This window comes from Zoogloea dura (assembly GCF_012927165.1).
Lineage (GTDB): Bacteria > Pseudomonadota > Gammaproteobacteria > Burkholderiales > Rhodocyclaceae > Zoogloea > Zoogloea dura.
This window is the reverse complement of the sequence record NZ_JABBGA010000001.1, coordinates 516850-528770: the sequence shown is the minus strand read 5'-3', so window position 1 is coordinate 528770 and position 11921 is coordinate 516850. Positions and strand designations below refer to the sequence as shown.

Annotated in this window: 11 protein-coding genes; 9 read left to right on the top strand and 2 right to left on the bottom strand. The window is 65.2% G+C overall.

Features of this window, described 5'->3' with window-relative positions; translation table 11 throughout:
• Nucleotides 1-9: 9 nt before the first annotated feature.
• On the bottom strand, nucleotides 10-921 hold the full coding sequence (locus tag HHL15_RS02335; protein WP_169144186.1) for an HDOD domain-containing protein: 912 nt from the start codon (nucleotides 919-921) through the stop codon (nucleotides 10-12).
• 168 nt (nucleotides 922-1089) lie between these two features.
• Here HHL15_RS02335 and HHL15_RS02330 point away from each other — a divergent pair, with 168 nt between their 5' ends.
• From HHL15_RS02330 to HHL15_RS02320, 3 genes are all read left to right on the top strand, one after another.
• Nucleotides 1090-2085, top strand: coding sequence for an oxidoreductase (locus HHL15_RS02330; RefSeq protein WP_169144334.1), 996 nt, complete (start codon nucleotides 1090-1092; stop codon nucleotides 2083-2085).
• 23 nt (nucleotides 2086-2108) lie between these two features.
• The gene (locus HHL15_RS02325; protein ID WP_169144185.1) at nucleotides 2109-3290 is read left to right on the top strand and encodes a GGDEF domain-containing response regulator; all 1182 of its coding nucleotides are present in this window, start codon (nucleotides 2109-2111) and stop codon (nucleotides 3288-3290) included.
• A gap of 68 nt (nucleotides 3291-3358) precedes the next feature.
• On the top strand, nucleotides 3359-5251 hold the full coding sequence (locus HHL15_RS02320) for a propionate--CoA ligase (RefSeq protein WP_169144184.1): 1893 nt from the start codon (nucleotides 3359-3361) through the stop codon (nucleotides 5249-5251).
• Between the two features lie 118 nt (nucleotides 5252-5369).
• Here the strand turns inward: HHL15_RS02320 and moeA are convergent, their stop codons facing one another.
• Entirely contained in the window at nucleotides 5370-6623 is a 1254-nt protein-coding gene (gene moeA / locus HHL15_RS02315) for a molybdopterin molybdotransferase MoeA (RefSeq protein ID WP_169144183.1), read from the bottom strand.
• A gap of 277 nt (nucleotides 6624-6900) precedes the next feature.
• Here moeA and HHL15_RS02310 point away from each other — a divergent pair, with 277 nt between their 5' ends.
• From HHL15_RS02310 to HHL15_RS02285, 6 genes are all read left to right on the top strand, one after another.
• Complete coding sequence (locus HHL15_RS02310; RefSeq protein WP_169144182.1) at nucleotides 6901-7374, top strand: 4Fe-4S dicluster domain-containing protein; 474 nt, start codon at nucleotides 6901-6903, stop codon at nucleotides 7372-7374.
• 11 nt (nucleotides 7375-7385) lie between these two features.
• Nucleotides 7386-9233, top strand: coding sequence for an aldehyde ferredoxin oxidoreductase family protein (locus HHL15_RS02305; protein ID WP_169144181.1), 1848 nt, complete (start codon nucleotides 7386-7388; stop codon nucleotides 9231-9233).
• Nucleotides 9234-9302: 69 nt separating this feature from the next.
• Nucleotides 9303-10589 carry an NAD(P)/FAD-dependent oxidoreductase gene (locus tag HHL15_RS02300; RefSeq protein ID WP_169144180.1) on the top strand — a complete coding sequence of 429 codons (1287 nt, stop codon included), beginning with the start codon at nucleotides 9303-9305 and terminating at the stop codon, nucleotides 10587-10589.
• On the top strand, nucleotides 10586-10837 hold the full coding sequence (locus HHL15_RS02295) for a MoaD/ThiS family protein (RefSeq protein WP_169144179.1): 252 nt from the start codon (nucleotides 10586-10588) through the stop codon (nucleotides 10835-10837). The genes HHL15_RS02300 and HHL15_RS02295 overlap by 4 nt, the downstream gene beginning before the upstream one ends.
• An 83-nt stretch (nucleotides 10838-10920) precedes the next feature.
• Nucleotides 10921-11151: a hypothetical protein gene (locus HHL15_RS02290; protein ID WP_169144178.1), complete on the top strand. Its 231-nt coding sequence runs from the start codon at nucleotides 10921-10923 to the stop codon at nucleotides 11149-11151.
• A gap of 57 nt (nucleotides 11152-11208) precedes the next feature.
• Nucleotides 11209-11913: an ABC transporter permease gene (locus HHL15_RS02285; RefSeq protein WP_169144177.1), complete on the top strand. Its 705-nt coding sequence runs from the start codon at nucleotides 11209-11211 to the stop codon at nucleotides 11911-11913.
• Nucleotides 11914-11921: the final 8 nt, after the last annotated feature.

Here is an 11921-nt window from a genome sequence, read left to right as displayed (position 1 = left end):
GCGCCGCCTTCAGGCCATGGGGGGCGGCGTGGCCGTGGACAGCGGCGGCAGGGCGCCTTCTGCCTTGCCACCGGCCTGGAGCAGGGTTTCTATGGCCTCGTGGGGCGCCGCCAGGCGATGCAGCAGGTGCTCCCGGCCGATATGCAGCAGCTCCTCGATGGCCGCCAGATCGTCGGGGATCGCGGGGTTGTCCCAGCCCTGGGCCGTATGGCGGGCCAGGCTGTTGGCCAGTTGTACGGTGCGCACGCGGGGGTTCTGGATCTGCCGCTCGTCCATCATGGAGATCAGCAGCTCCGGCAGGTGCCACTCCCGGACCAGCGCCAGGTGCAACTCCTTTGCCGAGAAGTTGAACACGGCCCGCTGGGCGGCGCTGGAGCGCAGGTTCTTGTCCATGCGCTGCAGATCATAGACTTGCTGGGTCAGCTCCGGGGCGAAGCACCAGCACAGGATGTCGGTCACTTCGTGGAGCAGGGCCGCCACGGTGATCTCATCCACATCGAGGTCATGACGCACGATGGCCCAGTCGCGGGCATAGTGCGCAGCGCGGCGCGCCCGGCCGATCACCTTCAGGACACCTACCAGGGCGTGGGTGTGGCCGGAAAGCTGGCTCTCAATGGTCGGCAGATCGGAGAACTCCCGCAGAAACGGCGAGATCCCCATCATCATGATGGCGCGTTCTATCGTCGTGATGTCGTGGTTCTGGCGTGCCCGCCGGTGCTGCTCGATATGGATCAGCACCTTGAGTGTCATCATGGGATCGCTCAGCACCAGGGCCGCGACCGTTCGGCCGTTGATGCTGTCCTCCATCTCCCGCATGGCCTGCAGTTCCTTGACCGTGTGCTTGAGAACGGGGATGGCCTCCCGGCTCAGAAAGCTGTTGTAGGACTCGATACTGTCCAGCGGGCTATTGATGAGGGTCATGGTCGATGTCCGGCGGGCGATGTTTCCATTTACGGCACGGCGCCTCGTGGATTGAGCGCTGTCGGCACCTCCCGGAATCGACGGTCGGTGCCAGCGCTATAATCGGGCCACAAACAACAAGGGCGCCCCCGGGTGCCTGCTGACGAGGAGAAATGCATGTCCAGCGCAGTGTCCCCCTTCAAGGCGTTCGTGATTCGCCAGGATGAGAACCGCAAGGTCGTTTCGGCCATGGAAACCCTCGCGGTCGATGCGCTCGACGCGGGCGAGGTTCTTGTCAAGGTGGCTTACTCCAGTGTGAATTACAAGGATGCGCTGGCCGCGACCGGCGCGGGCAAGATCATCCGGCGCTTTCCCTGCGTGGGCGGGATCGACCTTTCGGGCACGGTGGTGGAGAGCAGCGACCCGCGCTTCAAGGCGGGTGACGAGGTGATCGCCACCAGTTTCGACATCGGCGTTGCCCATCACGGCGGCTACGCGGAGTACGCCCGCATCCCGGCCGGCTGGGTGGTGCCCTTGCCCGCCGGTCTCAGCCTGTTCGACGCCATGGCGCTTGGCACTGCGGGCTTCACCGCCGCGCTGGGAGTCGTGCGCATGGAGGACAACGGCCTGCGCCCCGAGAATGGCCCGGTGATCGTCACCGGCGCAAGCGGCGGTGTTGGCGGGCTGGCCATCGACATGCTGGCCGGCCTGGGCTATCACGTCGTCGCACTGACCGGCAAAGCCCATGAAGAGGACTACCTGAAGTCCCTCGGTGCGGCAGAGATCAAGCTACGCGATACCATCGACCCGGCCAAGACCCGTCCGCTGGATGCCGGCCTGTGGGCGGGGGCGGTGGATAACGTTGGCGGTGACATTCTGGCCTGGGTGCTGTCCACCATGAAACAGGCGGGCACCGTGGCGAGCATCGGCAACGCTCAGAGCATCCAGTTGCCCACCACCGTCTTCCCCTTCATTTTGCGTGGCGTCAGCCTGCTTGGCATTGATTCCGGCTACATGGGCTTCCCGACGCGTGCCCGGGTATGGGACAGGTTGGCGACGGACCTGAAGCCGCGGCATCTGGCGTCCATGACCCGCAGTGTGCCCTTTGCCGAGTTGCCTGGCGTCTTCGACGACTTCATCGCCGGCCGGGTCAAGGGGCGCACGGTGATTGCCGTTAATGGCTAGAGTCACTCTTGAGCGAGCCCAGCATGAATGAAGACAGCGATCAGGCCCTGCCGCGGGTCTTGATCATCGATGATTCCCGGATGGTGCGTGCGTCCATCATCCGGCATGTGCGGGATCGCTTCGAGGTGCGGGAAGAAGCGGATGGGGAGGCTGGCTGGCAGACCCTGATGGTGGACCCGACGATTCAGGCGGTGATCACCGACATCGGCATGCCCCGCCTGGATGGCTACGGCTTGCTGGAGCGCATCCGCACGTCCCGCATCTCCCGCATCAACACGCTGCCGGTGGTGGTGATCTCGGGCGACGACGAGCCCGAGGTGAGGGTCAAGGCCAAGAGTGCCGGGGCCACCGACTTCATCTCCAAGAGCATCGGCAACGTCGAGTTGCTCGCCCGCCTCGAGGCGCTGACCCAGCTGGCCCGAACTCAGCGGGACCTGGAGGAGAGCAGGGCGGCGCTGGCCACCGCGAGCCCGGTCGACCCCTCGTCCGGGCTGGTGACGCCGTCCTATCTGCATTACCACGCGGCCCAGGAGCTGTCCCTGGCTCAGCGCCGCCATGGCGACCTGTCGGTGATGGTCATCGAGATCGATCAGTTCGACACGCTGGTGGCCCGTTACGGTGCCCATGTGGCGCAACTGATCAACCGCAAGCTGTCGAAGATCCTGGCCACCAAGCTGCGCCAGGAAGACAGCGTGGCCGAACTGGCGCCGGCCCGCTTCGCCGTGGTATCGCCCAGCACCAACATGGAGGGGGCCTGTGCCTTCGCCATGCGCCTGCGCACGGCCATCGACCACATCGTGATGACCTACCGCGAAGAGCGGATCCGCATCCAGATCACCATCGGCCTGGCGGCCACCGAGCCCGGCAAGAACCAGACCGTCAGCCACCTCATCGGCCTGGCGGTGCAGCGCATTGCCGCGGGTCGGGCGGCAGGCGGCAACCGGGTCATGGGCGAGCAGGGTGAGATCACGCAGGACATGGTGCCCGCCGGCACCCGGTCGCCGGTCAGCATTGACCAGTATTTGCTGCAACTACGCACCGCCGGCCTGGATCCGCGGCTGCGCAAACAACTTCCGGATGCCATACGGACACTCTTGCCCCTGCTGGAATTGATAGAATCCGAGTTCTCCGCCGGTCTGCCGCTTGCCACCCTCGCACGCGTCGCAGAAGCCGTGCAGGGGAATGCAGCACCCAAAAATGAATAAAAAGGCGGGCGCCATGACGCAACGCCATCAACGGCAGTGGTTTGACTATTCAAAAAGGGAGAGGACCCATGGCTTCATACAAGGAATTTCACCAGCGCTCCATTGAAGACCGCAACGGCTTCTGGGGTGAGCAGGCCCAGCTGATCCACTGGAACAAGCAGCCCGAACAGATCTACGATTTTTCCAAGCCGCCCTTCGTCAAGTGGTTCGTCGGCGGCGAGACCAACCTCTGCTACAACGCAGTCGACCGTCACGCGGAAACCAACCCGAACGGCAAGGCGCTGGTTTACATCTCCACCGAGACCGACGAGGAGAAGATCTACTCCTTCTCCGAACTGCGCACCGAAGTCATGCGCATGGCGGCGATCTACCAGGAACTCGGCGTCAAGAAGGGTGACCGCGTCCTGATCTACATGCCGATGATCGCCGAAGCCTGCTTCGCGATGCTGGCGTGCACCCGCATCGGTGCCATCCACTCGGTGGTTTTCGGCGGCTTCGCCTCCCACTCCCTGGCCACCCGTATCGACGATGCCAAGCCCACCGTGATCGTGTCGGCCGATGCCGGCATGCGTGGCGGCCGTCCGGTGCCCTACAAGCACCTCCTGGACGAAGCCATCAGTCTGGCCGAGCACAAGCCCGCCAAGGTCCTGATGGTCAATCGTGGCCTCGACAAGGACATGGCCGTGGTCGCCGGTCGCGACGAAGACTACGCCACCCTGCGCACCAAGCACCTGGATGCCAATGTGCCCGTTACCTGGCTGGAAGCTTCCGAGCCCAGCTACATCCTGTACACCTCCGGCACCACCGGCAAGCCCAAGGGCGTGCAGCGCGACACCGGCGGCTACGCGGTGGCGCTGGCCGCGTCGATGAAGCACATCTACTGCGGCAACGCCGGCGAGACCTTCTTCTCCACCTCCGACATCGGCTGGGTGGTGGGGCACAGCTACATCATCTACGGCCCCCTGATCGCCGGCATGGCCACGATCATGTATGAAGGCACGCCGCTGCGTCCCGACGCCGGCATCTGGTGGAAGATCTGTCAGGATCAGGAAGTCACCGTGATGTTCAGCGCGCCCACCGCCATCCGCGTGCTCAAGAAGCAGGACCCGGCGTTGCTCAAGAAATACGACCTCTCCAGGCTGCGCGCCCTGTACTGCGCCGGCGAGCCGATGGATGAGACCTCCCACCAGTGGATGATGGACGAGCTGGGCATCCCGGTCATCGACCACTACTGGCAGACCGAGACCGGCTGGGCCATGCTGTCGCTGATGCCTGGTGTCGAGAAGCACGATGTACAGCTCGGCTCCCCCGGTTTCCCGGTGTATGGCTACGACGTGCGCCTGTTCCGCGACGATGGTTCGGAGTGCGGTCCCAATGAGAAGGGCATCGTCGGCGTGGTGCCGCCGCTGCCGCCCGGCTGCCTGTCCACCATCTGGGGTGATGACAAGCGCTTCGTGTCCACCTACTTCACGCTGTTCCAGGAGCCGCAGGTGTATTCCAGCTTCGACTGGGGTATCAAGGACGATGCCGGCTATTACAAGATCCTTGGCCGCACCGATGACGTGATCAACGTCGCCGGCCACCGTCTTGGCACCCGCGAGATCGAGGAGGCCGTGCAGGCCCACCCCGCGATTGCCGAAGTGGCTGTTGTGGGCGTGGCCGATCAGCTCAAGGGCCAGATGCCCATGGCCTTCGCCGTGGTCAAGGATCCGGCCAGCGTGGATACCGCCGAAAAGGTTGCTGCCCTGGAAAAGGCGGTCATGAAGCTGGTCGATGGCAGCCTCGGCGCGATTGCCCGTCCGGCCCGCGTACACTTCATCTCCGGTCTGCCCAAGACCCGCTCCGGCAAGATGCTGCGCCGCTCCATCCAGGCACTGGCGGAAGGCCGTGACCCGGGCGATCTGACCACCATCGAGGATCCGAGCACCCTCGAGCAGATCAGGGCTGCGCTGACGACCTGAGGCTTTTTACGAAGCAAGTGAAAATGGCCAACCGGGCGACCGGTTGGCCATTTTGATTTTTGGGGATCCGTGGTGTCTGCCGTATCAGCACGCGGCGTGCAGTACTCTCGTGGGGGAATCAGACCAGGCCGTCGAACAGCTGGACCTGAACCGTCTCACCGGGCACCACATCACCCCGGTGCTCGTGGAGGACGATGAAGCAGTTTGCCTCCGACATCGAGCGCAGGATCCCCGAGCCCTGGGCCGAGGCCGAACGGACCTGCCATTGGCCGTCTTCCAGGTACAGCCGGCCGCGCAGGAACTCCTTGCGGCCGGACAGCTTGCGGATCGGGCTGGTACAGCTCGCCTGCATCAAGGGGCGCTGGGGCAGCGGATCCTGGCCGGCAACGCGGAGCAGGGCGTCCATCACGAATTGGTAGTAGGTGACCATCACGGCCACCGGGTTGCCCGGCAGGCCGAACATCCAGGTGTCGCCGATCTTGCCGAAGGCCATGGGGCGGCCGGGCTTGATGTCGATCTTCCAGAAGCTCACCTCGCCGAGGCGGGCCATCAGTTCGCGAATGAAGTCCGCTTCACCGACCGATACCCCGCCGGTGGTCAGGACTACGTCCGAACAGGCGGCAGCATTGCGGAAGGCCGCCTCGAGCTCGTCGGGACGGTCCGGGATCACGCCCATGTCCACCAGCTCGCAGCCCAGGCGCGTCAGGGCTCCATGCAAGGTGTAGCGGTTGGAGTCATAGACCTCGCCGGGGGCAAGGGGGCGGCCGATGGTGGCCAGCTCATCGCCGGTCGAGAAGAACGCGACCCGCAGGCGGCGGGTGACACACACCTCGGCCAGCCCCAGGGATGCCGCCAGACCCAGTTCGGCCGGGCCCATCAGCTTGCCGCGGGGGATGGCCACGGCACCCTCCGCCAGGTCCTCACCCGCGCGGCGCACGTTCTGCCCCTTGCGGATGCCGGCCGGTACCACCACCGTGTTGCCTTCGGTGCGGACGATCTCCTGCACGACGATGGTGTCAGCACCCATCGGCATGACGCCGCCGGTCATGATGCGCACCGCCTGTCCTGCGCCAACCATGCCGGAGAAGCCGCGTCCGGCAAAGGCGGTGCCGACGACCTGCAGATGCACTTCGCCGTCGCCTGAGAGGTCTTCGGCCCGCACGGCATAGCCGTCCATGGCCGAATTGTCGTGGGCTGGCACATTGCACGGTGCGATGACGTCGGCGGCCAGGATGCGTCCCAGGGCCGCGCGGATGGCCACCTTTTCCCAGCCGGAAAGGGGCGTGACGGTACTCAGGATGATCTGCCGGGCTTCGTCCACCGACAGGGTCTTGCGGGCGCCCGGCGAGGCGCAGCCATTGTCCACACTCATGTAAGGCTCCGGATCAAGGTGAGCCCGATTAATAGCACACTCGCCGGCCCTCGCGCATTGACCTGGTCAAGGCCGTTTCGAATGACGCGGCGCGTATTGACAAGCGTTGGTTGCGGGATAAGCATCCGGAGGTGGTTTAACCATGCCCCTTTTGGCGGGGTGAGGTCGAACTGGATGGAGAATGACCCGGAGGCCGCCAGCCGCAGGCAACTGCGAGCCGATGATCCAGCAGTGATCGCGCCTACCGGTCCAGAAATCAACGAGGAGGAGTCGATCGATGTGGAAATCCCTGCACATTGACCCCAAGAAGTGCACCGGCTGCCTGCAGTGTGAAATGGCATGTTCGGTCGAGCACACCGGGGTCATCAATCCGTCCAAGTCCCGCATCAAGGTTTTCAGTTTCGAAACCGAGGGGCGCAAGGTTCCCTATACCTGTACCCAATGCACCGAGGCCTGGTGCCTCAATGCCTGTCCGGTCGATGCGATCCGTATCGACGCAGCCACTGGCGCCAAGGAGGTCCATGACGATGTCTGCGTGGGCTGCAAGGTGTGCACCATTGCCTGTCCCTTCGGAACGGTGAATTACAACCAGGACACCGGCAAGGTCCAGAAATGCGACCTGTGTGGCGGCGATCCGGCCTGTGCCACCGCCTGTCCCACCGGCGCGATCACTTATGTGGATGCCGACTGGACCGGCCTTGACCGCATGCGTGCGTGGGCCGCCCGCGCCAATACGGCCGTTTCGGAATAAGGGGAGAGACCATGGGCTGGAACAGGAAAGTACTGCGGGTCAACCTCACCGAAGGGACCTGCACGGAAGAGCCGTTGAACATGCAGTGGGCCGACGAGTATCTCGGGTCGCGGGGGCTGGCCACCAAGTACCTGGTGTCGGAGATCGACCCGAAGGTCGATCCCTTGTCGCCCGAAAACAAGATGATCATGTCCACCGGGCCGCTGACCGGCACGCCGGCCTCCACCGGCGGGCGCTACACGGTCGTCACCAAGGGGCCGCTGACCGGCGCCATTGCCTGCTCGAACTCAGGCGGCTTCTTCGGCGCCGAGATGAAATTTGCCGGCTGGGACATGATCATTCTGGAGGGGCGCTCGCCCACGCCGGTCTACCTCTACGTCGAGAACGACAAGGCCCAGCTCATCGACGCATCCGACCTGTGGGGCAAGAGCTGCTGGGAGACGGAGGAGGCCATCAAGCACCACCACCAGGATCCTCTGGTGCGCGTGTCGTCCATCGGCCTCGCCGGCGAAAACCAGGTCTTGTTCGCCTGCATCGTCAATGATCTGCACCGCGCTGCCGGCCGTTCCGGAGTGGGTGCGGTGATGGGCTCCAAGAATCTCAAGGCGGTGGCCCTGCGTGGCACGAAGGGCGTGTCCGGCATCAAGGACATGAAGGCCTTCATGAAGATCACCGCCGAGAAGAAGAAGGTGCTCGCCGACAACGCCGTCACCGGGCAGGGCCTGCCGAAGTTCGGCACCCAGGTGCTGATGAACGTGATCAACGAGATGGGCGCCTTGCCCACCCGCAACCACAAGGACGTGCAGTTCGAGGACGCTGGCAAGATCTCCGCCGAGGCGATGCACGAAAAGCGGCCCACTGACGGCAAGACCCACCTGGTGACCAACGCCGCATGCTTTGGCTGCACGATCGCCTGCGGACGCATCTCCGAGATTGACAAGGGGCACTTCACCGTGGTCAACAACCCCAAGTACTGGGGGGCGTCCGGCGGCCTGGAATACGAGGCGGCCTGGGCCCTCGGCGCGGCCAACGGGGTGGGCGACCTGGAGGCCCTGCAGTACGCCAACCTACTGTGCAACGAGCAGGGCATGGACCCGATCTCCTTCGGTGCCACCATCGGTGCGGTGATGGAGCTCTACGAGATGGGCATCCTCACCAAGGAGCAGATCGGCATCGAGGCGGAGTTCGGCTCGGCCGAGGCACTGGCCCGCCTGACCGAAATGACCGCACGGGGCGAAGGCTTCGGCAAGGAGATCGGCCAGGGCTCGCGCCGGCTGTGCACCCAGTACGGCCACCCGGAGCTGTCCATGACCGTCAAGGGGCAGGAGTTCCCGGCCTATGACGCCCGTGGCATCCAGGGCATGGGCCTGACCTACGCCACGTCCAACCGGGGCGCCTGTCACCTGCGTTCCTACACCGTGGCCTCCGAAGTGCTGGGCATCCCGGTCAAGACCGATCCGCTCACCACCGAGGGCAAGCCCGAACTGGTCAAGGCCTTCCAGGACGCCACGGCGGTCTTCGACGCGGCGGGGATCTGTGTCTTCACCTCGTTCGCGTGGACACTGGCCGACGTACAGCCGCAGATTGAAGCCGCCTGCGAAGGCGACTGGTCGATGGACAAGCTCAATGAAATGGGTGAGCGCATCTGGAACATGGAGCGCCTCTTCAACAACGCGGCTGGCCTGACCCGCAAGGACGATGACCTGCCGCCGCGTCTCAAGACCGAGCCCGCCAAGGTGGGGCCGGCCAAGGGGCTGGTCAGCGGCATCGACAAGATGCTGCCGGAGTACTACAGCATCCGTGGCTGGACGGAAGAGGGTGTTCCCACCGCCGCCACGCTGGCACGCCTGGGGCTCTGACCTGACGCTCGCCTGCCGATGCCGTCCCGCGGGGCGGCATCGGCACAATCCTGTTTCGAGGAATCACCCATGAAACACCTAATCCTGGGCAATGGCCCGGCAGGCGTGGTGGCGGCCGAGACCCTGCGCAAGGCGGCCCCCCGCGACGAGATCGTGATGGTGGGCAGCGAGGACGAGCCGTCCTATTCACGCATGGCCATCCCCTATCTGCTGGAAGGCAATATCGACGAATCGGGGACCTGGCTGCGCAAGACACCAGACCATTTTGATCGTCTCGGGGTGCGCCAGTTGCGCGGCCGTGCGGTGGCGGTCGATACGCAGCAAGGCAAGGTGCTGTTTGCCGACGGTCATTTCGAGACCTACGATCGGCTGCTCGTGGCGACGGGCTCCCATCCGGTGCGGCCACCCATTCCCGGCGTGGATCTGCCGGAAGTGCAGACCTGCTGGACCCTCGCCGATGCCCGTGCCATCGCCAGCCACGCAAAGCCTGGTGCGCGTGTGCTGCAGCTGGGGGCCGGCTTCATCGGCTGCATCATCATGGAAGCCCTGGCCAAGCGCGGTGTGTCCCTCACCGTGGTGGAGATGGGCGACCGCATGGTGCCGCGCATGATGACCCCCAAGGCAGGTGGCATGATCAAGCGCTGGGTCGAGGAAAAGGGCATCCGGGTTGTCACTTCCGCAGGCGTGGAGCGTATTGAACGTGCCGATGGCGGTGATGCCCCCCTGCTGGTGAGCCTGTCCACCGGCGACAAGCTGCCTTGCGATCTGGTCATCGTCGCTGCTGGGGTGGCGCCCAACGTGGCCTTCCTGGATGCGACTCCGGTGCATGTGGCCAAGGGCGTGCTCGTGGACGCCCGTATGGAAACCTCGGTGCCGGGCATCTTTGCGGCGGGTGACGTGGCCGAGGCTCCCGACCTGTTCACCGGTGCCCACTTGGTGTCGGCGATCCAGCCCAATGCGGCTGACCAGGCCCGTGTCGCGGCGATCAACATGGCCGGCGGTAACGGGCGAATGCCGGGTGTGCTGGCCATCAACGTGCTGGACACCCTGGGCCTGATCTCCACCTCCTTCGGCCAGTGGTGGGGAGACCCCGAAGGGCAGGGGGTCGAGCAGGTGGACGAGGCGGCCTTCCGCTACCTGAGCCTGCAGTTCAAGGGCGATGTGCTGATCGGTGCCACCTCTATCGGCATGACCCAGCATGTAGGCGCCTTGCGCGGCCTTATCCAGGGGCAGCTCAGGCTCGGTGCCTGGAAGGATCACCTGCTCAGCGCGCCCCAGCGCTTCTTCGAGGCTTACCTGGCGGCAACCCAGCCGGACGCGGTGGCCCGTCATCACCCGGTGGCCGCTTTCGCATGAGGGTCGTCTTCAAGCTCTTCGCGTCGCTGGCCGACCTCCTGCCGGCCGGGCGGCGCGGCAATATTGTGGAAATCGACGTGGCGCCCGAGACGACGGTGGGAGATCTGATCGTCCGTTACCGGGTGCCCGAGAAGAGTGCCCACCTGGTCCTGATAAACGGCCATTACATTCCGCCGGCCGCCCGTGCCGGACGGGTTCTGCAGGACGATGACGAGGTGGCCATCTGGCCGCCGATCGCCGGGGGCTAGATTTGGCTGCTCAGGCGAATGAAGATGCGAATGGCGGTTTCGTGAGGGAGCTGGGGGCGAGTCCGGCCGAATTCCAACGAGGCTTGTACCTGGCACTGCCCGGTGGCGTGTCTTCACCTGCGCCGCTGGTCTATCGGGTGGATGACGGCGAGGCCGTGCTCGAAGTGGCCCTCACCGCCATGCCAGACCGGCGCATCGGCCAGTTCTGCATTCCGGTGACCCGGGCCCGGCTGCGTTTCCTGGCCGGCGACACGCAGGCCTGCAGCCGGCTGCTGTCGCGCCTCGATCTGGCCATGCAGCGCGGAGGGGGCTGAACTGCGCTGCCGCCTTCCGATCCTCGCGCCTTCTCCGGCGCCTCTTTCCGACCATTCATGAACGCGTTCAGTCTCGCCATTTCCGAGGCTTTTGCCCTGCTCGCCGGTTTCGACCATCGCGTCGCCGAGATCGTCGGCCTGTCGTTGCAGGTCAGTGGCCTGGCGGTGTTGCTGGGCACCCTGATCGGTCTGCCGCTGGGCGCCTGCCTGGGCGTGGGGCGCTTCCGGGGGCGGCAACTCCTGGTGATCGCCCTCAATGGCTGCATGGGCCTGCCCTCGGTGGTGGTGGGGGTGGTGGTGTATCTGCTGCTGTCCCGCTCGGGGCCGCTAGGCGACCTCGGGCTGCTGTATTCCCCGACCGCCATGGTGCTGGCCCAGACGGTGCTGGTGGCGCCCCTGATGGCCGCCATCGCGCGCCAGACCATCGAAGATGCGTGGCACGACTACGAGGAAGAATTCCGGGTGCTGCGCCTGCGCTGGATCGACAGCGTGCGGGTGCTGCTCCACGACTGCCGCCACTCCCTGCTGGTGGCGGTACTGGCGGGCCTGGGGCGGGCCATGTCCGAGGTCGGCGCGGTGATGATCGTCGGCGGCAACATCGACCGCTCGACCCGTACCATGACCACTGCCATTGCCCTGGAAACCAGCAAGGGCGACCTGCCCCTGGCGGTGGCCCTGGGCCTGGTGCTGCTGGCGGTCATCCTCGTCCTCAACGGCCTTGCCCTGGTGGTGCGCCAGTGGGCGATGCGGCGCTATGCCTGAGCGGACGG

Coding starts and splice junctions, on each gene's coding strand:
- moeA (WP_169144183.1), bottom strand. CDS start 6,623: ATGAGTGTGGACAATGGCTGCGCCTCGCCGGGCGCCCGCAAGACCCTG.
- HHL15_RS02300 (WP_169144180.1), top strand. CDS start 9,303: ATGAAACACCTAATCCTGGGCAATGGCCCGGCAGGCGTGGTGGCGGCC.
- HHL15_RS02285 (WP_169144177.1), top strand. CDS start 11,209: ATGAACGCGTTCAGTCTCGCCATTTCCGAGGCTTTTGCCCTGCTCGCC.
- HHL15_RS02310 (WP_169144182.1), top strand. CDS start 6,901: ATGTGGAAATCCCTGCACATTGACCCCAAGAAGTGCACCGGCTGCCTG.
- HHL15_RS02295 (WP_169144179.1), top strand. CDS start 10,586: ATGAGGGTCGTCTTCAAGCTCTTCGCGTCGCTGGCCGACCTCCTGCCG.
- HHL15_RS02325 (WP_169144185.1), top strand. CDS start 2,109: ATGAATGAAGACAGCGATCAGGCCCTGCCGCGGGTCTTGATCATCGAT.
- HHL15_RS02320 (WP_169144184.1), top strand. CDS start 3,359: ATGGCTTCATACAAGGAATTTCACCAGCGCTCCATTGAAGACCGCAAC.
- HHL15_RS02305 (WP_169144181.1), top strand. CDS start 7,386: ATGGGCTGGAACAGGAAAGTACTGCGGGTCAACCTCACCGAAGGGACC.
- HHL15_RS02335 (WP_169144186.1), bottom strand. CDS start 921: ATGACCCTCATCAATAGCCCGCTGGACAGTATCGAGTCCTACAACAGC.